This is a genomic window from Bacillus sp. FSL M8-0071, from assembly GCF_037975455.1.
In the GTDB taxonomy this organism is placed as follows: Bacteria; Bacillota; Bacilli; order Bacillales; family Bacillaceae; genus Bacillus; species Bacillus subtilis.
Genome location: NZ_CP150256.1, coordinates 2,762,371 through 2,782,180, shown reverse-complemented (window position 1 = coordinate 2,782,180; position 19,810 = coordinate 2,762,371). Strand labels below are relative to the sequence as shown.

The window sequence follows — 19,810 nt, the reverse complement described above, 5'->3', positions numbered from 1 at the left end:
TCATGAGTGAACAAAAAACCATACGATTTATTATCACACGTCAAGATACAGCTGACAGCACGCCTTATGATGAAGAATTTGAGATTCCATACCGCCCGAATCTGAACGTCATTTCCGCTCTGATGGAAATCCGCCGGAATCCGGTTAATGTCAAAGGTGAGAAGACAACCCCTGTCACATGGGATATGAACTGTCTTGAGGAAGTATGCGGCGCATGTTCAATGGTTATAAACGGAAAACCCCGCCAGTCTTGTACGGCGCTTATTGACCAGCTTGAACAGCCAATCCGTTTAAAACCAATGAAAACATTCCCAGTCGTTCGTGATTTGCAGGTTGATCGCAGCAGAATGTTTGATTCATTGAAAAAAGTTAAAGCATGGATACCGATTGACGGTACGTACGATTTAGGACCGGGGCCGAGAATGCCAGAAAAACGCCGTCAATGGGCATATGAATTATCAAAATGCATGACATGCGGCGTCTGCCTCGAAGCTTGCCCGAATGTGAACAGCAAATCGAAGTTCATGGGGCCTGCACCGATGTCGCAAGTCCGCCTGTTTAACGCGCATCCGACAGGCGCCATGAATAAATCTGAACGATTAGAAGCATTAATGGATGAAGGCGGCCTTGCAGATTGCGGCAACTCGCAAAACTGTGTTCAATCCTGTCCGAAGGGGATTCCGCTTACCACTTCGATTGCAGCCTTGAATAGAGATACAAACTTACAAGCGTTCCGCAATTTCTTCGGAAGCGACAGAGTATAAGAAGAAAAACCTCTTCCGCATGGGAGAGGTTTTTTTAAACAATAAGGAGATGAAAAAAGATGAAGCTTCCCGCTTATATTGATATGCCGTTTCAAGAATGGAAAACATCCTTTTCTTTTTTCAATGAGGTATCCGTAAGATTTTCGGAGACAGACATGTTTGGGCATATGAATAATGTAACCCCTTTTATATATTTTGAGGAGGCGCGGATTTCTTATTTTAAAAAGTTGAATATGATGAGTGAAAACAAACAGACCATGACAGTCGTGGCAAGCCAGCAATGCGATTATTTGCGCCAAGTCATGCCTTATGAAGAGTTGCGCATCTATGTGAAAACAAGCGCAGTCGGCAGTTCATCTCTTACCTTGCACTATCTCGGAGAGAACCTCGAAGGCGAGCCCTGCTTCACCGGGGCAGTCGTGATGGTTCAAGTCTCAAAGGAAAGCGGCAAGGCTGTCAGCTGGACAGATGAGGAGAAAGAAACGCTTCTTCATACACGATAAACTAATTATCTTGTAAACGTCACCTCCTGCGCCCTTCTTACATATGATATCTCGACTATATCAAAACCCATTCGTTTCTGATTCGCTCTCACCTTAGCAAGGAGGGTTACAATACTTGAAGGAGAAAGAATTTCAATCGAAGCCGCTGCTAACGAAAAGAGAAAGAGAAGTGTTCGAATTGCTCGTTCAAGATAAGACAACAAAGGAGATTGCAAGCGAGCTATTTATCAGTGAGAAAACCGTTCGAAACCATATTTCAAATGGTATGCATATCGTTCGCAAACTAAGAGCCCTTTAGAGGCTCTTTTTTTATATGATGAGTCGTTTTTTATTGAAGTACATATTGATGCGGGTCATCGCAAATGACTCTGGAACCTTAAAGGCATCGGCAATGACTTGAACTGCGTCGTATAGATTACGGGGGATGTCCATTGCTCGGAGCATGAAAGTAGGTATACAAAAGTGATAAGCAAAATAATTGGCCTGGTACTCTAAATATCGTTTCCACGAAGCGGGCATGATCTTATCATCATTCATGTGTCTAAAATCATGGCAAACCTCATGAGCAAAATCCAGCCACTGTTCCTGTCGTGTCTTTCGTGAATCTAAAGAAATTGTATACATGCCGTTGAATCGCAGAGCAAAACTCGTTTCCGGATTGTAAACAATTAAGATGTCCAATCCTTGCGCAATACGATCAAAGTTTATTTCCTCTGGCTTTGTAATGTTGATGTCTCTGTACAGCTGTTCAATCCAATCTTCTAAATGGCTGTTAGTATATCTCAAAGATGAAACCTCCCTCAACTAACCAAAAATGAGACTTTTATCATGGGTTTTATTGTATCTTATCACCTATTTTAACAAATAGAAACAAACGTACGTTCTCTTTTTAACGAAAAGAAAAGCCCCCTTTAGGGGCTCAACTTAATTTGAGTCTTTTTTCTTAGCTTCTTCAAAACTCAAGATATTAAAATCAAGTCTTTTCTCGCTGCCTAAATCCTCATAAGTTTTTGCATCACTTGGAGGAGAAATGATCATTTTCAAGCTACTGATATCTTTTGAATTATCTTTAAGTATCCACCATGCCTGGCCTTCTTTTTTAACTTTCCCTAAGAAGTCTCCGCCTACTTCACCCATTAATCCCATTTCAGATTCGAGCTGTTCTCCTGTATTTGTGACAATAACGGCTTGGTTAGGGTCAAACGTTACGTCCTTAGAAGAAGTGTTTTCGGCCTTCATATCGACAACAATAGCCCTAACCTTATCTTGATCATTAAAATAAAGTGATTTTGCATCATCATCTGGTTGAATTTCGAGAACGTCGACACTGTTAATATAAAGCTTCATACTGCCCATAGTAACAGGTTTTATAGGAGTGTCTTTACCGTCAATTCCGACCTCGTCGTTATATCCAACGCCGATATCTTTAACGTGGCCCAGTCCTTCAATATCACCTTCGCCAGTTTTTTCAAACTGCTCTTTTAGTGCAGCATCTTGTTTAGCTTGCTCTTTTTCTTTATCAATTTTATCGACGTAAACGGCTTTCACTTTAGGAAGGGCACTTCCTTCAGCTCGGCCTTCATATGTACCATAAATTTTAACCGTATCGTTTAGTTTGAACTTATCAGCGCTTTTATTGCTTACTGTGTAAACTTCTGATCCATCGCTATTTTTACTTACAGTAAACTCAACATTTTTAGAAACTGTATCCCCATCATCATTGACGTTATCGGCATAAGTAACATCGCCTTCAATGACAATTTTTGTCCCTTTCTTAATGCCGGCGCTATTTACTTTTTCATAGGCATATGATTTTGCATCTTTTTTAAACTGGTCCTCAGCACTAAGTGAGCTTGTCTTGCTTGAAGAAGATTTTTCATTACTACTTGAAGAGTCAGAACTACATGCAGCTAAAGAAAAACTGAGAGTCAATGCTCCAATACCTAATAACCATTTTTTCAATTGTAATTTCCCCTTTTATAATGAAGTGCAATCTCTTTCTTTATATCGACTAAATAAAGGTTTTTTTTACTTTTTCTCTCTGTCATCTGATTAAAAAACCCTGAATGTTCTACCTCAAAATTTGCGGTTGAATGCAGAAATAACCTCACGGATCACCTCAAAAATTGAGGTTGAAATGATTTCAACTGAATAGTTTACCTCAAATTTTGAGGCGAAGTGTTCAGCATTAATTAAACTAAACTAAACAATAATAATAAATAAAGATAAAGAGATCGTAATGTAATTATTTTTTGTTCCCGTTTTTAATATCTCCGGGTTGTCGACCTGATTTTAATTGCTCAGCGATAATTCTTTGAGCTGCTTCTAAAATTGAAGCTGTTATTTTTCCATCAGCAGCAGCTACCAGAGTGTCAGGATCTTCAAGAATCTTTCTTGCTTGTTCGTTGAAGATTTCATCTTGAGTCTCCTGGTTTTCTCCTCTCAAAAGAAAATCAATGGTGACGTTATAGTAGTCAGCAATTTTTATTAGAGTCTCATGATCAGGCTCTCTTTTTCCTTGCTCATATGAAGCATAGGTTGTACGCGCAATACCTAATTTATCTGCTACTTCTTGTTGCTTCATCTTCTTTTCTTCTCTTAATTTCTTTATTTTGGTTGAAAAGTTCATATTTTATCGCCTCTCACATTTTGTGGCACTAAGAACATTATAACTACACAATAAGCGTAGTATATTGAATTACTCGAAAAGAGTATTTTTTTTAGAGAAAGGGGTTTACAATACTCTAAATGCGTAGTATATTATATTCAACGACACGAAATGAGTAGTGGAGGTGAAAGGAATGACCACTAAATCAAAACAGCGTGAATGGCTAAAGTGTCATCGTTTAAACAAAGGATTAACTCAAAAAGACGTTGCTGATAAAGCGAAAATAGCACGAACTACTTACGCTTCAATTGAACAAGGCGAGCGTAATGCGGGAGTTCAAACAGCCAAGTCTATAGCAAAAGTTCTTGATTTTAATTGGACTCTTTTTTTTGATGATTCGGTACGCGTTTCGAGTAGTGAGCGTGTTGCAGCACATTCTGCTTAATTTCTTGGTTAGTCCAACTGTCCAACACGAATACACTGACGTGAGGTGATCACATGGCGAAACAAACTAAGAAAAAAACAACAAACATCAAGATGGGCAAAGAATATTACGGAACGATGGACAGAGAAGAGTGTTTCCGTAAAGCTCTTGAGCCGTACTTCACTTCTAAAAAAGAATTAAGACTTCACGCTTAATTATCTGCTTCACCTTTTTTTGGTGGACAAGCAAGGAGGTAACAGCATGAATCAAATTGTTTTTATTGAAGGCAACCAAGCCGTAACAGACAGCCTAACAGTGGCTGAGGTATTCGGAAAACGACACGCCGATGTAATAAAAAGCATTGAAACACTGAATTGCTCTAAAGAATTTACTGAACGAAATTTTTCGTTGAGTGAATATGAAGATCCAACAGGACGATCATTGAAAAAATATCTGATCAAACGTGATGGACTCGCATTTTTGGTTTTTGGTTATACGGGTGCAAAAGCAGCAGTGTTCAAAGAAAAATATATTGCTGAATTTAACCGGATAGAAGCCGAGCTTCAAAAAATGACTCAACCGTCCTACATGATCGAAGATCCAGTCAGCCGGGCAAAGCGATGGATCAGCGAGCAGGAAGAACGGCAGCAACTTGAACAAGCATTGAAGATTCAGGAACCATTGGTCAACTTTGCACAGAGTTGCATGGCGGCTGAAAAATCATTGCTTGTAAGAGAACTGGCAAAGCTTGCTTCGAAAAACGGCATCATGATTGGTGAAAAGCGACTGTTTCAGAAGCTGCGCGAATGGAAGATGATCATGGCCAACAAGAATGAGCCATACCAGGAATACATCGAGCGAGGTTTCTTTGAGATCGCACAGGGGGTGCGCCAAGTAAACGGTACGCCGAAATCCTGGCTGACAATGCGCATCACTCCGAAGGGACAAGCCTTCATCATCAATAAGCTGAAAAAACAGCAAGCCAGCTAGTTCCTTCATTACTTAAATTTTACCAAATAATTCCCCGTGAAACAGGAGGCGAACATATGTCGAACAACCCGTATAAACTCGATAATTTACCAAAAATTATGAGAGAGGTTAGAAAGACAATGGGATTTACTCAATTTCAATTAGGGCAGTTACTTGGCGGCAAAGATCAACGGTATGTATCAGACGTTGAAAATGGCCTGACCACACTAACGCCTGAACTTTGCATCAAATGGTTTGAGATATGCGGCGCTTATGAGCACATTGACCTTGTACATTACTTGTTCCGGCTTCATCCGAGGGCAACAGCCCCAGTCGATCCGGCGCTGAACGTCAGCCCCAGTAAAGCCCTGATCAATTTTATGAAACAGACAAAGGAATCCCTTGAGGCTGCTGAAAATATCGCGCTCTGGTTGGCGAATGAACGCCCCGGCCGTATTGAGGCGCTACCGATGGCGGATCTTAAAGAGATTCTTGACCTTGGTCCAGCTGTAGACACTCTCTTTTATGCTTTATCTCGAAGTCATGGTCTGAAAATGCAGGAGCTTGCAGACAAATGGACGCGAAAAGCGTTAATGGATCAGGTTGCTATGTCAAAACAAGAGGAAAGGAAGGCAATGCTCGTATGAAACTCAACCAATTTTTGAAGTCAGATGAAGAAGTCGTAAAACGGAAAACTGATTCAGTTGAAAGTTTGGCTGAACTATTACTGGACTCTTTGGAAGAAGGCGACTACGAGGAAGCTTTAGACATCCTTGGCAGTATCAAAGCAAACATTGAGGATCTTAAACGGATTTCAAATAAGGGACGCTTATATGATGCAGCGATAAGGCTGAAACAGCGTGGGATTGATTTATCAGTGGTACGCAGGAGCTTAGGATGATGGTTCACTTTGTTCATAAACCAGCGACAGCGTTGGAGGTCCGAGCGTGGTGTGAAAGAATCCGAAATCATAGCGAACTGCACTTGATTTGGGATGAACGTACAGCAAATTACAGAAAGGAGAATATGAATGATCGAAAATCCAATGATCCTAAACAATTGGCACGACAAGCTGACTGAGCCAGAAACACCAAAGGATTTTTTCGGGGATGAAGTAACGCCTTTCGACGATTATGTGATAGATAGCGCTGAGGGTGAAGTCATCTTGAGGGAAAACCTTGAGCGGTACTTAAAGGAGCATCTTGGTTTTGAATTTAAAAATGAGCAATAAAAAAGCCCACTTGGCAGAGTGGACTTAATTAAAGGCTATCTGAAAACTCATATATCAATATTCTACCAGATAGCCTCAAGAAAATCAATGGAGGTTTTATACATGGCTAAAGCAGTTAAAGTGGCGTTCAGCGAGCGTGCGGAGGATCAGCAACGTTTGAGACAGGTCGGCGGTTCAATTGTATTCGCCAAAAACGGTAAAGCGCAGTTTAGTTTCCCTTCAATGGATCACTACCGGGAATGGCAGCGGCTTGGTGCGGAAGCTTACAAAAGAAAGGTGGGGCTGCTCTGATGCAAGCAGAGGTTTTCGCTTCGACAGCGGACATGAGTCGGGACGAATGGCTTCTTGAGCGACGGAAAGGCATCGGCGGTTCAGATGCTTCTGTAATTTTAGGCATAAACAAATGGCAAACACCGTTTGAATTATGGTTAGACAAAACAGGTCAAGTGCCTGTGAGTGAATCAGGAAGTGAGGCAGCCTACTTCGGTTCACTTCTTGAAGATATCGTTGCTAAAGAGTTTGAGATACGTAGCGGAAAAAAAGTAAGGCGCAGAAAAGCAATGCTCAGGCATCCCAAGCATGATTTTATATTGGCAAACGTTGATCGAATGATTGTTGGCGAAAAAGCCATTTTGGAGTGCAAAACCACATCGGCATACAACCTGAAAGAGTGGGAAGATGACGAGATTCCTGACAGCTATATTGTTCAGGTCCAACACTATCTAGGAGTGCTAGGACCAGAATATAAAAAAGCATATTTTGCTGTACTGATCGGCGGCAATAAATTCGTTTGGAAAGAGATTGAGCGCGATGACGAGCTCATTGCAATGATCTTTCAGGCTGAGATTGAATTTTGGAATGAAAAGGTCTTAGGCGGAAAGGCTCCGGTTCTTGACGGTTCGAGTGCTGCAGAAGAATATCTCAAGCAACGTTATGCCGAGGCAGAAGGCGGCAAAGTCGTTGATCTCACATCTGATAATAAAACACGCATTCAGCAGTATTTGCATCTGAAAGAACAGATAAACGAACTTACATTGCAGGCAAAGGAATTAGAAAACCAAATCAAACACGAAATGAAAGAAGCAGAATACGGCTTCATCGGAAACTATCAAACTAGCTGGAAGTCAGTTTCAACGAACCGGATCGACAGCAAGAAACTGAAAGAGCAGTTTCCAGATGTATACGAGAAAGTCACAAAAGAAGTGCAATTCAGACGCTTTGGAATTAAGGAGGTTAGCTGAATATGGCTACAATTCAAACGCTTAAAAACAACATTCAGAAGAAACAAAACAGTGCCCCAGGACAACAGCAAGGAACAACGATGAAGGGTCTGCTTTCTTCTCCGGCAGTCATGAATCGATTCGAAGAAGTTCTGGGGAAAAGGGCGTCTCAATTCACAGCGTCAATCTTAAGCCTATACAACAGTGAAAGTACTCTTCAAAAGGCAGATCCTATGAGTGTAATTTCATCGGCTATGGTGGCGGCAACGCTTGATTTGCCAGTGGATAAGAACTTGGGTTATGCCTGGATCGTTCCGTATAAAGGCCGCGCGCAATTTCAGCTTGGTTACAAAGGATACATTCAGCTTGCTTTGCGGACGGGCCAATATAAATCTATCAATTGCATACCGGTTCATGAAGGAGAATTGCAAAAGTGGAATCCGTTGACCGAAGAAATTGATATTGATTTTGAAAAGCGGGAATCAGATTCGGTTATTGGTTACGCTGCTTATTTTGAGCTTTTAAATGGATTCCGAAAAACTGTCTATTGGACAAAGGCTCAAGTTGAGAAACACAAAAAGAAATTTAGTAAGTCGGACTTCGGCTGGGGCAAGGACTGGGATGCGATGGCACTCAAAACCGTTCTAAAATCCATGCTCAGCAAGTGGGGGATACTCTCCGTTGAAATGCAAAAGGCAGTTATTGAGGATAACGAGGAACGAGAGCGCATTGACATCACTGACGAAATGTCTGAGCCAGAAATCATTGACGCAGAAGTATCAGAGGAAAAACCAAGCGCGCAGGATGCTGATCCTTTTGACGGTAAGCCTGTAGACATCAGCGAAGATGACCTCCCATTTGATTAAGGTCGGCATCCCCTTCTGTTACAAGTGGCTAGCGGAAGGGGCGCCAAATCGCGCGCAGCTGTTCCGTGCTTATGTCGAAGGCTATCTCAGAACAAATGAACCTGGCTTACGTTTAGTCCGCATCAGCGGAATGACAGCACTGTGTGAAAGGAAGTAGGTGAGCCATGAACTACCTGAAAGAAATGAACAGCTTCATGAATTGGCTAGAAACGAATCCGTTGTCTGCTACAACTCAAGCATTATGGTTTCATCTTTTGCACATCAACAACAAGGCAGGGTGGCGGGAGTGGTTTACCACTTCAAATACCACTTTGCAAGCAAAGATTGAGATTTCCGAAAACACGTTGATCAAACACCGAAAGATGCTGATTGATCTTAAAAGAATCGAATATAAGCCGCAGGGGAGGAAGGCAGGGCAATACAGGCTGATCTCATTTGAAACGCCTGTAACGGAGCAGGAACCATCTGAAAAGCCTGTTCCTGAACCGGCACCACAAGAAACGCAGGAGGTTGATCCCAAAATGAAAAATGCTTTTGAGCTATTTGAAAATAAGGTCGCTCGTTCTATTGGTACCATCGAAGCGCAAAGAATCGGCTACATGGTGGACGATTACGGCGAAGAGAAGGTCATCGAGGCAATGAAAAAGGCTTTCAGAAATAAAGGCAGCAACGTTGGCTTGAACTACATTGAGGCGATCCTGTCCAACCCATTAAGCCAAAAGAGAAAGGAGAAACAACAGTATGGCAATAAACAAAGCAGTCAGTATAGACACAGCGTTCCAAGCAATGATGAAGGGTCTTCAAGCAAGATCGCGTTCTTGGGAAACAGAACAGGCCGCATCAGAAGAAAAGGTTGAATATGAGTGCTCCGAGTGCAAGGATCGCGGCGTTGTGATTTATCGGGTTCACAAGGATACAAAATGGAATTTAGACAAACAGCTTGATCTATTAGTGCCTGAGAGCATGGTGCCGGAAGACGAATTTCTTTCAGGGAGGGTTTGTGCGCCGGATAAGGCCCGGGAATGGAAAACGACGTATTCCAAACAATGTGAGTGTGTGAAACAAAAGAAAATAGCGAAGCTCATGGCAGCCAGCGGCATTACAGAAAAGTTCGAAAAGCTGTTGTTTGGCAACTTCAAATTAGATGGCAAACCCCAAATGATTAAAGATGCCTATGAATGTGCGGTCGAATACTTCAAAGACTTTGAAAAGATCAAGGGAGAGCGTGCCAATAGTATTGCTCTGCTGGGACAGCCGGGCAGCGGTAAAACCCATCTGTTAACGGCCATCATGAACAATCTCATTAAGAAGAAATCAACTCACTGCCTGTACTTCCCTTACGTTGAGGGCATGAGTGACCTGAAAAATGACTTTGACCAGCTGGAAACAAAGCTGAATGCCATGAGAAAAGCAGATGTGCTGTTCATTGATGACTTATTCAAGCCAGTTGATGGGAAGCCAAGGGCAACTGAATGGCAAGTCGAACAGATCCAGTCAGTTGTGAATTATCGCTACCTGAACCATAAGCCTCTGCTGGTTTCTTCTGAGCTCACAACGGACGAGTTGCTGGACATTGACGAGGCGCTGGGGTCACGGATTTACCAGATGTGCAAGTATTACACGGTGATCATTCAGGGCAACCGGATGGAATTAAATCATAGATTGGGTGATTGGGATTGAACAAGAAAACGAACGTTATCGGATCCAAAGGAATGTATTTGTTCGGACCTGCTGAACAGAAGGGCGGCAAGGATCTCACACCAGCTATTAGGGTGCTTGAGGAAAAGATCAGACAAATGGAGCTGATGCGCAGTGCTTAAAGCGGTGATCCTGCTGCCGGCCATTATACTAACGGCGCCAGCAAAAGAAAAGCAGATTCAGCAATGGGAAGAAAATGACGGGAGGTAAGGAGAATGAGGGAAATCAAGTTTCGCGCTTGGTATGGAGAAAATATTGGTATGTTAACACCGCAATTCAACGGTGATATAAATGAAATTTTTGCGCAAAAGAATGGCATTTATATGCAATACACCGGATTGAAGGACAGAAACGGGCGGGAGATTTATGAAGGGGATATTTTGCAAATTAGCAATAAAGAAAACAAAGATTATCACATGGAAGTATTATGGAGGGGTCAAGGGTTTGGTTACAGGATCATAAGAAATGAAACAAAACGCTCAGGTTATATTGTTGGTCATCATTCAGAAAGAGGGTTGAATTTTTACAACGGGGCGTCAGAAGTTATCGGCAACATTTACGAAGATCCTGAGCTTTTGGAGGCATCACATGCCAGCAAATAAGTACGGCGCCAGGAAAACACAGGTGGACGGCATCACGTTCGATAGCCGGGCCGAAGCCAAATACTATGAGCAGCTGAAATGGCTCAAGGTGAGCAAGCAGATCAAAGATTTTAAGCTACAGCCACGGTTCCTGCTGCAAGAGGCATTCAAAAAGAACGGCAAAACTTTTCGGAAGATTGAATATATTGCAGACTTTGAGGTTCATAACTTGGACGGCAGCATCGAGATCATTGACATCAAGGGCGTGGAAACAAAGGAATTCGCCATCAAACGCAAGTTGTATGAGCGGCTTTACGATACGCCACTCAAGGTGCTGGCTCTGGATAAGTCACTCGGCTTCATCGAGCTGGACGAGCTGAAAAAACTCAAAAGAAAGGCGGGAAAGTCCACTGTTAAACGTGGTAATCGCAGACGATCGGCCGTTGTGGGTGCAGGAAGAAGATAAGCTCATGGCCTGTATGACACGTTGCTCTCAGTTTAAGGCATGCGCCAGCCGAATGGGTTCTGATTGCAAGAAGCTCGGCGGCACGGAAATTCCCAAAATCAATTCAGGAGGTAGATACCATGGATCAGCAAAGCATCAATCCTTACAAGCCAGGACCGGTTGAAGAATGGAAGATGACGCCGGAACAGCTGGCGGAATACGTGAAAAAGCATCCGATCGTTTACCGGGAGGATTTGAAACCATCGCCAGCATTCACGATGGCCGGATGGAAACCGGACCACTATTAAACACAAAAAAAGCACCGAAGCGTTAGCCCCGGAGCTTTGATATGAACTGGTACTTCTATCATAGCACAGGGGGCGCTAAGAATGTACAACCCAAGAGAAATTAATTTAAGCAAAGATACAACAATCCAACAGGCAATCGAGCCGGGCAAAATACAAATTCTTATTTTAGATGGGAAAGAGGGCACTGCACATGTCCTTGAAGCCCCAGAACACGGAGAAACAATCATTCAAACAATTAAGGGCGGTCTGTCTCGTTTAGATTATAGGATCGGCCACAAATTCTAATAGCAGGGGCTTTCCCCTGCGGGGGAGGAACGGATATGAAAGAGAGAATCGAACGTCTTAAAAAACTGACATACATTCCTCAGAAGGAAATTGCTTGGCTTATTGAGCAAGCTGAACTGGCTGTTAAGCAACGGGAAATCATCGAGGAAAACCATCGCCAGCAGGAAGTAACGGTTCATCAGTTCCGGCAGGCTCAAAAGGACATTCAGCATCTAAGCGGGGATAGGAAACGATACAAACAGGCATTAGAGAAGATCATTACCAATCTCAATTTTGCGATACAAGTTGCTCAAAATGAATTGGAGGGTGATGTGAAATGAACAAAGATATTCAATTTTTGAAAGAGCTTCAAAATGAATTGAAAACACAGGATCATGACTCTCAAGCTGCACCCCGATTTTGGTCTGTAGGGGATTATAAATGGATTCGGACTTCAGAGGATAATGCGGAACGCTTTTCTGTTTACATCCCTGAAGATGGCGAATCTTATGAACTGGAAAGTTATCTAAAAGACATCAAGGAGAATGATGAATTGTCTTCAGAAGCGTTAGAAGCGATGGAAGATATAGATTGTGAAGTTTCCGCATTAGATTGGATACATGATTATGTTGACAGTGGCGCTGATCTGATACCAGAAACAGAGGTTCATCACATCTATCAAAATACAATGTTTCTAACTAAAGCGGAGGCAAAACAGCACATAAAACAAAATCATTACCACTATACGAAAAAGGTTCATACGTACGCTATGACAGCTTGGAGGGCACCAAAAGTTGAACGGTTGCTTAAAATTCTTGAAACGTTTGATTGGGATTCGCTTGGGAAAGAAGGTGCTGCAGAATGATTCCTTTACAAGTCGAGTTGCAGCGAGCAGTCAAAGCCACGAAGGACGAAGCGATGACAGTTGAGCAGGCGGCGGAATATTTGAAAGTGCATCCAGATTACATACCGGTGCTTGTGGCAAAGTCAGACGATCTGAAAATGATCGGTGATGAAACAATCATTGTGAAGCGTGATAAGACAAATGGCTGGCTCATTGGGGCGATGGTTGTGGTTTTATTCTTTGCAATTGCGGTTCTGCCGGGGATAGGGGGGTAAGGCATGGCGAGATCACCTTTAATCTGGTTCGGTGGAAAAGCCAAATATGCCGAACACATCATAAATAAAATGCCTGCCCATAAGGTGTACGTTGAGCCTTTCGGCGGGGCAGCTCATGTAATTGCGAATAAACCGAAAATGGGACATGAGGTATATAACGATATTGACGGACATGTAGTGAATTTTCTAATGCAAGTCAGGAAGGATCCAAAAGCGATGCAAAAGGCATGCGAATCTATTCCATACAGTCGGGCGCTCTATGAGAAATGGAAAACTGAGGACTACCCGTCAAATGACTTTGATCGTGCTGTCAGGTGGTTTTACATGAATCGTTCCGGCATTAGTAAGGGAAACGCAGAAGAAGTTCCACAAACTGGATGGAGGCACAGCACGCAAAGCGGCCAGAACCCAGCGGGCGGGTACATAAGCGCCTGTACTGCCTTCCAGTCCTTCGCTAACCGCATGAAGGGCGTCATGATCGAATGTAAGGATTTTCGAAACATCATTGAGAAATACGATAGCCCTGATACTTTGTTTTATGTTGATCCTCCATATGTTGGCCGTGAGAAGTTTTACGCTGGCGGCTTCACGGAAGATGATCACCGGGAACTGGCCCGGCTGTTAAACCAGGTCAAAGGTAAAGTGATCCTCTCTTACTATGATGATCCTTTAATACTCGAGATCTACCCGAATTGGGCGACAGAAACCTTTTCAGCGTACAAGCAGGTTGTTGGTGGATCCGGAAAAGACCGAGGGACCGAAGAAATGTTGCTCTTCAATTATAAAATCACTCAACTCAGTCTGTTTGATTGTGAGGCGCGGCCATGATCGAATACAGCTGCCCTGAATGTGGTCACAACGAATTAGATATAAAAATCCGCCCAGATGCACGCTGCCCGAAATGCGGCTGCAGCATGGGCGTTGAGGAGGAAATAGCATGAATCTACAAAAAATGTTCGAAATGCAAAAGGCGCTTGATGAACGGATCATCAAAGAGAAGGGGCTGGAAGGTCAGGACTTACTGCCAAATACTTATGTCGCTCTTACAACGGAATTAGGCGAATTTGCTAATGAGGGGCGTTGGTTCAAGCATTGGAGTAATGACCGGGAGCCGCGCACCTGTGTGATAAATAAAAAAGGAGAAACCGCAAAAGAATATTACAAGAATCCTTTACTTGAAGAATACGTGGACTGCCTTCACTTCTTCTTATCAATAGCAATAACACGAGGCTGGCAGGTCGAGTTACTTCAGTTACCAGAGGAAGCATTTTCTGATTTCATGAAGGATGGTTTTGAGGGGGGACTTTCTGGGGCGTTCTTAGAAATGCAGTGGTATCTTATGAACTCTCAAATGTATAAGAGTGAAGAAACGAAGAAGGAAAACTTTCGTTTAGCGTGGTGTTTGTTCTTGGCCTTTGGCGTCGCTGGATTCGGTCTGAATTTTGAGCAGATCGAAGCTGCATACATGGACAAAAACGCCGTCAATCATCAGCGGCAGCAGGAGGGGTATTGATGAACACAGCATACAGAGTTTGGGACGGCGAGCAGATGCATTATTGGAATGATGAAGGGCTGAGCCTTGAAATAAAAATGGATGAATGGATTTTATGGCGTGAAGAAGGAAGGGGATGCAGGGTTAGTATCGCAGAAAGCGGAGACGGGGAATCCGTTCTCATGTGGCATATAGGGTTATTGGATAAGAACAATAAAGCTATTTATGAATACGACATCGACATGATAGACGATGAACCGATGATCGTGGCACGTGCAGGGGGTAAATTTGGTCTTAAAATTCCCGGAGATTTTAATTATCACATTGACGATTGTATAGATTGGGAAGAATGCAACATCGGCGGAGATGTTTATCAAAATCCTGAGTTATTGGAGGGCGCGGAGTGAGTGAATACACAGAATGCCCGGAATGCGGGAATGATCAGCTTATCGAGTATGGAGAAATGGCAATCGAGTATGAAAGGTCACACAAAACAGGAAAGCTTTTGAAACGGTCTAAAGATGGAATGTCCACATGGTGTGCATTGAAATGCCGTTGTGGTTGGGATAATTATTCCGAAGGATATGAGTAAGGAGGGCGCGGAGTGAAATTCACATTAAGAATATTGGCTGTTATCTTGTTTCTGTTAATCTCTGATTCTATAGGTATAATTCTGGCGTATTATTTCGACAATCCGAGTTTGAGATTAAACTGTGTGTCAGTTACTGCGGCGATCAGTGGGTACTTAGTTCGTGGATGGTGGCCGCCGGAAGAGAAGGAGGGCGCGGAATGACAAAAGATGAATTGCATAGCTACTATTGCGAGGATTGTGAAGAATGGACATATATCGAAGAGCTTAAATATCCAAATGGTGTTCATTGTGCACACTGTGGAACGGAAGGTGTTTCTATAAGCTCGGAAGATTACAACAGATTGAAATGGGCATCAGAACAAAACTAAATAAGTCCAAGATGGAAAGCCTGCGGACACTGAACTTACAGCTTAAGCGCTGTTTGTTTGGTGTCCGTTTTTTATTTGAGCGGAGGGATGACATGAAACAGGAAAAGAAAAAGCCCAATAAAAACGCGCAGGAGCGTTCTGAACGGTTTTGGCGGCAAATGATGGGGCAAGACAGGCAAACACTCAGAAGAGGCAAAGGCGGCGCTTTTAAGCGTAAATAAGAGGAGGATAAACATGCAGGATTTAATCATTGAATACAAAAGAGCGTTAAAAGAAGCGAGAAAGATGTACCGGGCTTTCTCGGAAACACCAGAAATGGAAATGACAGCAGAACAAAAGAATGACAAGAAAATCATTGGCAGTATGATCAGCGATATTGAATTCACTCTTGAATGGCTGCAGAACGGGAGACAACCAGGAGCACGCCGGGGAGCTGACAGGAGGGACGTTTACCAAAGAACGATTCTTGCTGATCCTCGTATCATTGATGCGATGCCAGAAGAATATGCGATCAATCAGGAGCCAGAAGGAGAGGTAAGCGACTGGGACAAAGAAAGAATTGCTGATGCCCTTTCTGTCCTTACTGAAAGAGAGAAGGACATTTTCATCATGCACACTGTGCAAAACATGTCTTTCGAAGAGATCGCCCAGCTGCTGGACATTAAAAAAGGAACAGTGCAGAAAAACATTGAGCGTTCTCGTTTGAAAATGAAAAATAGAGCAGAACACAGCCTATTCTGTTTAGCATGAATAGGTTGCTTTTTGTCTAAAAACAATATTTTTTGGTAAAAAACCTAAATTTTCTCTGTATTTATATTGACGGTGGTAAATATAACTGATATAATTAAAGTATCGAAAGGAGGTGTTAAAAGAGCATGGAAATGGTTGAAATTATCCTTCGGGACTTGGCTTGGCTGGTTGCAATCCTCACCGGAATTACAACGATGGTCAAGAACATCAAGGAAATGAAGGATAACAAAAAACGACGTTCTCCCGCCAAGAAGAAACGTCGCAAATAAGTCACCGAGGGGATTCACTTCCCCTCACCTTATTATAACACTTTGAGTTCCATGCTCAAACAAATGAAAAAATTAGTAGACGGGTCAACTGTAATATTCTTTGTTCTGTTCGTGACAGTGTTTGCAAACTTTGACTATGATCATCTTGGTACTTTGGATATCATTACAATGGTTTTGGCTCTTGCCTGGTTGGTAATCACTATTATTAATATTATCCTTAGATGGAGGAACACGCGGAATGACTAGGTTTGTTTTTGAAAGTATTGACGAGCTGAGAGAATTTATGGACAAAGAAGTCATAACGACATCTGAAGCCATTGAGATTATCGGATGCAGCCGGCAGAACCTCAAGCAGCTGGTGGATTACAAAACATTGATTCCGATTAAAACAACAAATAGAGATCGCCTATTCTTGAGAAAAGACATTGAAGGCTATAAAAAGAAACGTTGATTGCACCCGCAGCTAAAGGGTGCTTTTTTTGTCTTACGACTGCCACCTATTTATGAAGGGCGCTTTCGTTCGACAAATTTCGCAAATAGTTCCTTTGTCACACTCCTTAACCGATAATATGGTGGGGGAGGTGAATAATTTGGAAAATTTAATTCAATCCGTTGATTGGAAGTTTATTGATCAACATTCGAATGCTATTTTTTTGATTGAAGAAAACAGCTGTATTGAAATTACGGAAGAATTTAAGAAAGAAGAAATGCTATTAACAAACAGTTTCGTTAGATATAACGTGAACCAATACAATAGTTTCGGTTCTGTAAGTTATTATAAGATTGTTGAAAAGTTGTTGTCACCAAAAGAAAATTTGCTTATTTTTGCAGAAAGAACCTCAAGACAATTATAAAATCTCAGAAAGCATCCTTCGGGGTGCTTTTTTATGTTCTCTGTAAACCGGGTCCAGTGATTCTCAGATCAGACTATTGGCGGCTGACAGCCTCTGAGTATGGGCTTGGTTTAGAGAGAATATGAAGGAGGAATAGCATGGAGACAATTTATGCACACCCGTTTATGACAATGGGATTTATTTTTTGGATTGCAGTCTGTATTCACGGGATAACCTTCAATACCAAAAAGGATTGATGAAGGCGGGAGCTATATGAGTAATGTGAAGAGAGTCTTTCCTGGTCCTACTAACGGACTGATTAATTGGATGGAGCAGAACTTTCATGAGATAGATGGCTATGTCGCTACTTTCAACATGAAGGATGGCACCACAATGACAATACATGACACGGAAACATATGTGCAGGCTGTGGGACTTGCGGAAATAGGGAAAGACACTATTCATCAGCTTGCACACGATGACGAGTTCATCCCGAGAAAATAATCTCCAAAACAAACACGAATCAGAAGGGGGCGGCGGTGAATGTAGATGCCCGAAAAGCACATTCAGGCGTATAAGGATTACGTCAAAGGCATGAAATACAAAGACCTTGCCGAAAAGTATGGGGTGTCGGTGAACACCATCAAATCGTGGAAACAGCGGCACGGTTGGGAAAGAAAAAAGGGTGCATCCATTTCAAAAAGTGTGCACACAAAAAAAGGCGGACAGCCCGGCAACAAAAATGCAATAGGAAACAAAGGCGGCGCGGCTCCGGCAGGCAATCAAAACGCTGTGACTCACGGCTTTTTCTCTAAATTCCTGCCAGAAGAAACGCTTGAGATCATGGAAGAGATTCAGGAGCGTTCGCCTGCTGACATGATATGGGATCAAATTCAGATTCAATATGCAGCCATTATCCGGGCGCAGCGCATTATGTTCGTGCAGGATAAAGATGATCTTGCGAAAGAGCTGAAAAAGGCGAAATACGTTTATCAACCTCAAGAGGACGAAGATGGCAACGAGTATTTTGAAAAGTCTATTGCTGAAGAAGAGCTTGAAATACAATTTGCTTGGGATCGTCATGCAACCTTCCTAAATGCTCAATCTCGGGCAATGGGAGAGCTAAGGGGTTTGATCAAGCAGTTTGACCAGCTGGCTCACGAAGCAGACGAGCGGCGCCTTAAATTGGAGCAAATGCGCTTGAATATCGAGAAGGCCAAGAAAGATATTGATGGAGATAACGGAAACTCTCAAGAAAATGAAGTTGCTGCCATGCTTCGGAAGATGGTGAAACCTCATGGAACTTAACTCTAAGCAACAAGAGGTATGGAATAGCTTTATTGAAGAACAGCCGAAAATCTTAATATGCAGCGGGGCGAAAAGGGCAGGAAAAACATTCGTGCTCCTTTTGACGTTCCTCGGGCATATCAGCAAATATCAAAACATGGGGCTTTCCTTTATCATTGGCGGGGCAACTCAGGCTTCTATAAAGCGGAATATCCTAAATGATTTAGAGCTGATCCTGGGGAAAGAATTGCGCCTTGATAAAGCGAATGCCGTTGAGATATTCGGAAACCGTGTTTATTGCTTTGATGGTGCAAATGCAGACTCATGGAAAAAGGCACGGGGTTTCACATCAGCTGGCGCATTCCTAAACGAAGCGACTGCCCTGCATGATTCATTCGTGAAGGAAGTCATTTCTCGTTGCTCCTATAAGGGTGCAATGGTCATGATGGATACAAACCCTGAAAACCCGATGCACACCGTCAAAACGGACTATATCGACAAAGACGGGCAGCGGCTGAAAAACGGTCGGCTGAATATCCGTTCTTTTCACTTCTCGTTGTTCGATAACAACTTTCTTGATCCTGAGTATGTCGAAAGTATTGTTGCTTCAACGCCAAGCGGCATGTTTACGGACAGGGACATTTACGGCTATTGGGTTGCGCCAGAAGGCGTGATATACAAGGATTTCAAAAAAGACATACACTATATCAGTTCTAAAGAATTGGGAAATAGAAAAGTCAACTTCACTAAATACTTTGCTGGCGTTGACTGGGGATATGAGCACCCGGGTTCTATTGTCGTAATTGGACAAGATGACCAAGGGTGTTTTTATTTGCTCGAAGAACATTGCAAGCAGCACGAAGAGATTGACTACTGGGTGAAGGTAGCGAAGGACATCAAAGAGCGGTACGGAAACATTAATTTCTATTGTGATACAGCTCGGCCTGAACACATTGTACGTTTTCGCAGAGAGAAGCTACGTGCGTTAGATGCTGATAAGGCAGTTGTTTCAGGTATCGAAGAAGTGGCACGGCTGTTCAAACGGGATCTGTTTTTTATTGTTGAAGATAAAGTTAGTCGCTTTAAAAAAGAGATCTTTATGTATGTTTGGAATCCGAATACAGGCGAGCCGGTTAAAGAGTGGGACGATGTGCTCGACTCTATACGTTACGCCATTTATACACACAACAAACCTATGAGACGCAAAGGAAAGGGGTGA

At 42.7% G+C, this 19,810-nt stretch carries 38 protein-coding genes; 35 read left to right on the top strand and 3 right to left on the bottom strand.

Going from position 1 to position 19,810, the window contains the following annotated elements:
* Positions 1–2: 2 nt before the first annotated feature.
* From sdhB to MKX71_RS14485, 3 genes are all read left to right on the top strand, one after another.
* Entirely contained in the window at positions 3–764 is a 762-nt protein-coding gene (gene sdhB / locus MKX71_RS14495; RefSeq protein ID WP_003229569.1) for a succinate dehydrogenase iron-sulfur subunit, read from the top strand.
* 59 nt (positions 765–823) lie between these two features.
* On the top strand, positions 824–1,267 hold the full coding sequence (locus MKX71_RS14490) for a thioesterase family protein (RefSeq protein WP_015251520.1): 444 nt from the start codon (positions 824–826) through the stop codon (positions 1,265–1,267).
* A gap of 115 nt (positions 1,268–1,382) precedes the next feature.
* Positions 1,383–1,565: a LuxR C-terminal-related transcriptional regulator gene (locus tag MKX71_RS14485; protein ID WP_063335833.1), complete on the top strand. Its 183-nt coding sequence runs from the start codon at positions 1,383–1,385 to the stop codon at positions 1,563–1,565.
* An 11-nt stretch (positions 1,566–1,576) separates the two neighbouring features.
* Here the strand turns inward: MKX71_RS14485 and MKX71_RS14480 are convergent, their stop codons facing one another.
* From MKX71_RS14480 to MKX71_RS14470, 3 genes are all read right to left on the bottom strand, one after another.
* A complete protein-coding gene (locus MKX71_RS14480; protein ID WP_041339338.1) occupies positions 1,577–2,053 on the bottom strand; it encodes an ImmA/IrrE family metallo-endopeptidase in 477 nt (158 codons plus the stop codon).
* A gap of 138 nt (positions 2,054–2,191) precedes the next feature.
* Positions 2,192–3,229, bottom strand: a complete 1,038-nt coding sequence (locus MKX71_RS14475) for a hypothetical protein (protein WP_041339340.1) — start codon at positions 3,227–3,229, stop codon at positions 2,192–2,194.
* A 283-nt stretch (positions 3,230–3,512) separates the two neighbouring features.
* On the bottom strand, positions 3,513–3,896 hold the full coding sequence (locus MKX71_RS14470) for a helix-turn-helix transcriptional regulator (protein WP_041339342.1): 384 nt from the start codon (positions 3,894–3,896) through the stop codon (positions 3,513–3,515).
* A 172-nt stretch (positions 3,897–4,068) separates the two neighbouring features.
* On the opposite strand from MKX71_RS14470, the gene MKX71_RS14465 reads away from it, so the two are divergent.
* From MKX71_RS14465 to MKX71_RS14310, 32 genes are all read left to right on the top strand, one after another.
* The gene (locus MKX71_RS14465) at positions 4,069–4,320 is read left to right on the top strand and encodes a helix-turn-helix transcriptional regulator (protein ID WP_339231256.1); all 252 of its coding nucleotides are present in this window, start codon (positions 4,069–4,071) and stop codon (positions 4,318–4,320) included.
* A gap of 53 nt (positions 4,321–4,373) precedes the next feature.
* The gene (locus MKX71_RS14460; RefSeq protein WP_017696669.1) at positions 4,374–4,514 is read left to right on the top strand and encodes a hypothetical protein; all 141 of its coding nucleotides are present in this window, start codon (positions 4,374–4,376) and stop codon (positions 4,512–4,514) included.
* A 46-nt stretch (positions 4,515–4,560) separates the two neighbouring features.
* Positions 4,561–5,289 (top strand): phage regulatory protein/antirepressor Ant, encoded by a 729-nt coding sequence (locus MKX71_RS14455; RefSeq protein WP_339231255.1) that lies wholly within the window; start codon positions 4,561–4,563, stop codon positions 5,287–5,289.
* A 56-nt stretch (positions 5,290–5,345) separates the two neighbouring features.
* The gene (locus MKX71_RS14450) at positions 5,346–5,915 is read left to right on the top strand and encodes a helix-turn-helix transcriptional regulator (RefSeq protein WP_041339348.1); all 570 of its coding nucleotides are present in this window, start codon (positions 5,346–5,348) and stop codon (positions 5,913–5,915) included.
* Positions 5,912–6,169 carry a YqaH family protein gene (locus tag MKX71_RS14445; RefSeq protein WP_041339350.1) on the top strand — a complete coding sequence of 86 codons (258 nt, stop codon included), beginning with the start codon at positions 5,912–5,914 and terminating at the stop codon, positions 6,167–6,169. The genes MKX71_RS14450 and MKX71_RS14445 overlap by 4 nt, the downstream gene beginning before the upstream one ends.
* A gap of 129 nt (positions 6,170–6,298) precedes the next feature.
* A complete protein-coding gene (locus MKX71_RS14440; protein WP_041339353.1) occupies positions 6,299–6,499 on the top strand; it encodes a hypothetical protein in 201 nt (66 codons plus the stop codon).
* A gap of 102 nt (positions 6,500–6,601) precedes the next feature.
* On the top strand, positions 6,602–6,790 hold the full coding sequence (locus MKX71_RS14435; RefSeq protein ID WP_017697385.1) for a hypothetical protein: 189 nt from the start codon (positions 6,602–6,604) through the stop codon (positions 6,788–6,790).
* On the top strand, positions 6,790–7,740 hold the full coding sequence (locus MKX71_RS14430) for a YqaJ viral recombinase family protein (protein ID WP_172480863.1): 951 nt from the start codon (positions 6,790–6,792) through the stop codon (positions 7,738–7,740). Before MKX71_RS14435 ends, MKX71_RS14430 begins: the two co-directional genes overlap by 1 nt.
* Positions 7,741–7,742: 2 nt before the next feature.
* Positions 7,743–8,585 carry a recombinase RecT gene (locus tag MKX71_RS14425; RefSeq protein ID WP_339231253.1) on the top strand — a complete coding sequence of 281 codons (843 nt, stop codon included), beginning with the start codon at positions 7,743–7,745 and terminating at the stop codon, positions 8,583–8,585.
* A gap of 164 nt (positions 8,586–8,749) precedes the next feature.
* Positions 8,750–9,442, top strand: a complete 693-nt coding sequence (locus MKX71_RS14420) for a DnaD domain protein (protein WP_339231252.1) — start codon at positions 8,750–8,752, stop codon at positions 9,440–9,442.
* Positions 9,327–10,265, top strand: coding sequence for an ATP-binding protein (locus tag MKX71_RS14415; RefSeq protein ID WP_339231251.1), 939 nt, complete (start codon positions 9,327–9,329; stop codon positions 10,263–10,265). The genes MKX71_RS14420 and MKX71_RS14415 overlap by 116 nt, the downstream gene beginning before the upstream one ends.
* Positions 10,262–10,405, top strand: coding sequence for a hypothetical protein (locus MKX71_RS14410; RefSeq protein WP_041339368.1), 144 nt, complete (start codon positions 10,262–10,264; stop codon positions 10,403–10,405). Before MKX71_RS14415 ends, MKX71_RS14410 begins: the two co-directional genes overlap by 4 nt.
* Before the next feature lie 93 nt (positions 10,406–10,498).
* Positions 10,499–10,885 (top strand): YopX family protein, encoded by a 387-nt coding sequence (locus tag MKX71_RS14405; RefSeq protein WP_339231250.1) that lies wholly within the window; start codon positions 10,499–10,501, stop codon positions 10,883–10,885.
* A complete protein-coding gene (locus tag MKX71_RS14400; protein WP_017697392.1) occupies positions 10,872–11,330 on the top strand; it encodes a DUF1064 domain-containing protein in 459 nt (152 codons plus the stop codon). The genes MKX71_RS14405 and MKX71_RS14400 overlap by 14 nt, the downstream gene beginning before the upstream one ends.
* A 119-nt stretch (positions 11,331–11,449) precedes the next feature.
* The gene (locus tag MKX71_RS14395; RefSeq protein ID WP_268475332.1) at positions 11,450–11,617 is read left to right on the top strand and encodes a hypothetical protein; all 168 of its coding nucleotides are present in this window, start codon (positions 11,450–11,452) and stop codon (positions 11,615–11,617) included.
* Positions 11,618–11,698: 81 nt separating this feature from the next.
* Entirely contained in the window at positions 11,699–11,902 is a 204-nt protein-coding gene (locus MKX71_RS14390; RefSeq protein ID WP_069703708.1) for an XtrA/YqaO family protein, read from the top strand.
* Between the two features lie 35 nt (positions 11,903–11,937).
* Positions 11,938–12,222 (top strand): hypothetical protein, encoded by a 285-nt coding sequence (locus MKX71_RS14385; RefSeq protein ID WP_339231249.1) that lies wholly within the window; start codon positions 11,938–11,940, stop codon positions 12,220–12,222.
* Positions 12,219–12,746: a hypothetical protein gene (locus tag MKX71_RS14380; protein WP_174229449.1), complete on the top strand. Its 528-nt coding sequence runs from the start codon at positions 12,219–12,221 to the stop codon at positions 12,744–12,746. The genes MKX71_RS14385 and MKX71_RS14380 overlap by 4 nt, the downstream gene beginning before the upstream one ends.
* A complete protein-coding gene (locus MKX71_RS14375) occupies positions 12,743–13,000 on the top strand; it encodes a hypothetical protein (protein ID WP_199680930.1) in 258 nt (85 codons plus the stop codon). Before MKX71_RS14380 ends, MKX71_RS14375 begins: the two co-directional genes overlap by 4 nt.
* A gap of 3 nt (positions 13,001–13,003) precedes the next feature.
* Entirely contained in the window at positions 13,004–13,828 is an 825-nt protein-coding gene (locus tag MKX71_RS14370; protein ID WP_339231248.1) for a DNA adenine methylase, read from the top strand.
* 109 nt (positions 13,829–13,937) lie between these two features.
* A complete protein-coding gene (locus tag MKX71_RS14365) occupies positions 13,938–14,513 on the top strand; it encodes a dUTP diphosphatase (RefSeq protein ID WP_339231247.1) in 576 nt (191 codons plus the stop codon).
* Positions 14,513–14,899, top strand: a complete 387-nt coding sequence (locus MKX71_RS14360; RefSeq protein WP_282894190.1) for a YopX family protein — start codon at positions 14,513–14,515, stop codon at positions 14,897–14,899. Before MKX71_RS14365 ends, MKX71_RS14360 begins: the two co-directional genes overlap by 1 nt.
* Positions 14,896–15,084: a hypothetical protein gene (locus MKX71_RS14355; RefSeq protein ID WP_169058009.1), complete on the top strand. Its 189-nt coding sequence runs from the start codon at positions 14,896–14,898 to the stop codon at positions 15,082–15,084. The genes MKX71_RS14360 and MKX71_RS14355 overlap by 4 nt, the downstream gene beginning before the upstream one ends.
* Positions 15,085–15,281: 197 nt before the next feature.
* A complete protein-coding gene (locus MKX71_RS14350) occupies positions 15,282–15,452 on the top strand; it encodes a hypothetical protein (protein ID WP_015715374.1) in 171 nt (56 codons plus the stop codon).
* Positions 15,453–15,544: 92 nt separating this feature from the next.
* A complete protein-coding gene (locus tag MKX71_RS14345) occupies positions 15,545–15,673 on the top strand; it encodes a hypothetical protein (RefSeq protein WP_015715375.1) in 129 nt (42 codons plus the stop codon).
* 13 nt (positions 15,674–15,686) lie between these two features.
* Positions 15,687–16,202, top strand: a complete 516-nt coding sequence (locus MKX71_RS14340; protein ID WP_159377047.1) for a sigma-70 family RNA polymerase sigma factor — start codon at positions 15,687–15,689, stop codon at positions 16,200–16,202.
* Positions 16,203–16,327: 125 nt separating this feature from the next.
* Positions 16,328–16,471 carry a hypothetical protein gene (locus tag MKX71_RS14335; RefSeq protein WP_015715377.1) on the top strand — a complete coding sequence of 48 codons (144 nt, stop codon included), beginning with the start codon at positions 16,328–16,330 and terminating at the stop codon, positions 16,469–16,471.
* Positions 16,472–16,709: 238 nt separating this feature from the next.
* Complete coding sequence (locus tag MKX71_RS14330) at positions 16,710–16,922, top strand: transcriptional regulator (RefSeq protein WP_015715379.1); 213 nt, start codon at positions 16,710–16,712, stop codon at positions 16,920–16,922.
* A gap of 139 nt (positions 16,923–17,061) precedes the next feature.
* The gene (locus tag MKX71_RS14325) at positions 17,062–17,325 is read left to right on the top strand and encodes a hypothetical protein (RefSeq protein WP_144527329.1); all 264 of its coding nucleotides are present in this window, start codon (positions 17,062–17,064) and stop codon (positions 17,323–17,325) included.
* 252 nt (positions 17,326–17,577) lie between these two features.
* Positions 17,578–17,808, top strand: a complete 231-nt coding sequence (locus tag MKX71_RS14320; protein WP_032722294.1) for a hypothetical protein — start codon at positions 17,578–17,580, stop codon at positions 17,806–17,808.
* A 45-nt stretch (positions 17,809–17,853) separates the two neighbouring features.
* Positions 17,854–18,612, top strand: a complete 759-nt coding sequence (gene terS, locus MKX71_RS14315) for a phage terminase small subunit (RefSeq protein ID WP_212036221.1) — start codon at positions 17,854–17,856, stop codon at positions 18,610–18,612.
* Positions 18,602–19,810: a PBSX family phage terminase large subunit gene (locus MKX71_RS14310; RefSeq protein WP_163136160.1), complete on the top strand. Its 1,209-nt coding sequence runs from the start codon at positions 18,602–18,604 to the stop codon at positions 19,808–19,810. The genes terS and MKX71_RS14310 overlap by 11 nt, the downstream gene beginning before the upstream one ends.

What these genes read in the sequence shown, in the direction of transcription:
- MKX71_RS14425 (WP_339231253.1), top strand. Translation starts at nt 7,743, where the DNA reads ATGGCTACAATTCAAACGCTTAAAAACAACATTCAGAAGAAACAAAAC.
- MKX71_RS14440 (WP_041339353.1), top strand. Translation starts at nt 6,299, where the DNA reads ATGATCGAAAATCCAATGATCCTAAACAATTGGCACGACAAGCTGACT.
- MKX71_RS14350 (WP_015715374.1), top strand. Translation starts at nt 15,282, where the DNA reads ATGACAAAAGATGAATTGCATAGCTACTATTGCGAGGATTGTGAAGAA.
- MKX71_RS14340 (WP_159377047.1), top strand. Translation starts at nt 15,687, where the DNA reads ATGCAGGATTTAATCATTGAATACAAAAGAGCGTTAAAAGAAGCGAGA.
- MKX71_RS14430 (WP_172480863.1), top strand. Translation starts at nt 6,790, where the DNA reads ATGCAAGCAGAGGTTTTCGCTTCGACAGCGGACATGAGTCGGGACGAA.
- MKX71_RS14465 (WP_339231256.1), top strand. Translation starts at nt 4,069, where the DNA reads ATGACCACTAAATCAAAACAGCGTGAATGGCTAAAGTGTCATCGTTTA.
- MKX71_RS14360 (WP_282894190.1), top strand. Translation starts at nt 14,513, where the DNA reads ATGAACACAGCATACAGAGTTTGGGACGGCGAGCAGATGCATTATTGG.
- sdhB (WP_003229569.1), top strand. Translation starts at nt 3, where the DNA reads ATGAGTGAACAAAAAACCATACGATTTATTATCACACGTCAAGATACA.
- MKX71_RS14330 (WP_015715379.1), top strand. Translation starts at nt 16,710, where the DNA reads ATGACTAGGTTTGTTTTTGAAAGTATTGACGAGCTGAGAGAATTTATG.
- MKX71_RS14450 (WP_041339348.1), top strand. Translation starts at nt 5,346, where the DNA reads ATGTCGAACAACCCGTATAAACTCGATAATTTACCAAAAATTATGAGA.
- MKX71_RS14490 (WP_015251520.1), top strand. Translation starts at nt 824, where the DNA reads ATGAAGCTTCCCGCTTATATTGATATGCCGTTTCAAGAATGGAAAACA.
- MKX71_RS14385 (WP_339231249.1), top strand. Translation starts at nt 11,938, where the DNA reads ATGAAAGAGAGAATCGAACGTCTTAAAAAACTGACATACATTCCTCAG.
- MKX71_RS14420 (WP_339231252.1), top strand. Translation starts at nt 8,750, where the DNA reads ATGAACTACCTGAAAGAAATGAACAGCTTCATGAATTGGCTAGAAACG.
- MKX71_RS14455 (WP_339231255.1), top strand. Translation starts at nt 4,561, where the DNA reads ATGAATCAAATTGTTTTTATTGAAGGCAACCAAGCCGTAACAGACAGC.
- MKX71_RS14375 (WP_199680930.1), top strand. Translation starts at nt 12,743, where the DNA reads ATGATTCCTTTACAAGTCGAGTTGCAGCGAGCAGTCAAAGCCACGAAG.
- MKX71_RS14320 (WP_032722294.1), top strand. Translation starts at nt 17,578, where the DNA reads ATGAGTAATGTGAAGAGAGTCTTTCCTGGTCCTACTAACGGACTGATT.
- MKX71_RS14365 (WP_339231247.1), top strand. Translation starts at nt 13,938, where the DNA reads ATGAATCTACAAAAAATGTTCGAAATGCAAAAGGCGCTTGATGAACGG.
- MKX71_RS14415 (WP_339231251.1), top strand. Translation starts at nt 9,327, where the DNA reads ATGGCAATAAACAAAGCAGTCAGTATAGACACAGCGTTCCAAGCAATG.
- MKX71_RS14395 (WP_268475332.1), top strand. Translation starts at nt 11,450, where the DNA reads ATGGATCAGCAAAGCATCAATCCTTACAAGCCAGGACCGGTTGAAGAA.
- terS (WP_212036221.1), top strand. Translation starts at nt 17,854, where the DNA reads ATGCCCGAAAAGCACATTCAGGCGTATAAGGATTACGTCAAAGGCATG.
- MKX71_RS14390 (WP_069703708.1), top strand. Translation starts at nt 11,699, where the DNA reads ATGTACAACCCAAGAGAAATTAATTTAAGCAAAGATACAACAATCCAA.
- MKX71_RS14345 (WP_015715375.1), top strand. Translation starts at nt 15,545, where the DNA reads ATGAAACAGGAAAAGAAAAAGCCCAATAAAAACGCGCAGGAGCGTTCT.
- MKX71_RS14460 (WP_017696669.1), top strand. Translation starts at nt 4,374, where the DNA reads ATGGCGAAACAAACTAAGAAAAAAACAACAAACATCAAGATGGGCAAA.
- MKX71_RS14435 (WP_017697385.1), top strand. Translation starts at nt 6,602, where the DNA reads ATGGCTAAAGCAGTTAAAGTGGCGTTCAGCGAGCGTGCGGAGGATCAG.
- MKX71_RS14310 (WP_163136160.1), top strand. Translation starts at nt 18,602, where the DNA reads ATGGAACTTAACTCTAAGCAACAAGAGGTATGGAATAGCTTTATTGAA.
- MKX71_RS14445 (WP_041339350.1), top strand. Translation starts at nt 5,912, where the DNA reads ATGAAACTCAACCAATTTTTGAAGTCAGATGAAGAAGTCGTAAAACGG.
- MKX71_RS14335 (WP_015715377.1), top strand. Translation starts at nt 16,328, where the DNA reads ATGGAAATGGTTGAAATTATCCTTCGGGACTTGGCTTGGCTGGTTGCA.
- MKX71_RS14405 (WP_339231250.1), top strand. Translation starts at nt 10,499, where the DNA reads ATGAGGGAAATCAAGTTTCGCGCTTGGTATGGAGAAAATATTGGTATG.
- MKX71_RS14370 (WP_339231248.1), top strand. Translation starts at nt 13,004, where the DNA reads ATGGCGAGATCACCTTTAATCTGGTTCGGTGGAAAAGCCAAATATGCC.
- MKX71_RS14380 (WP_174229449.1), top strand. Translation starts at nt 12,219, where the DNA reads ATGAACAAAGATATTCAATTTTTGAAAGAGCTTCAAAATGAATTGAAA.
- MKX71_RS14400 (WP_017697392.1), top strand. Translation starts at nt 10,872, where the DNA reads ATGCCAGCAAATAAGTACGGCGCCAGGAAAACACAGGTGGACGGCATC.
- MKX71_RS14470 (WP_041339342.1), bottom strand. Translation starts at nt 3,896, where the DNA reads ATGAACTTTTCAACCAAAATAAAGAAATTAAGAGAAGAAAAGAAGATG.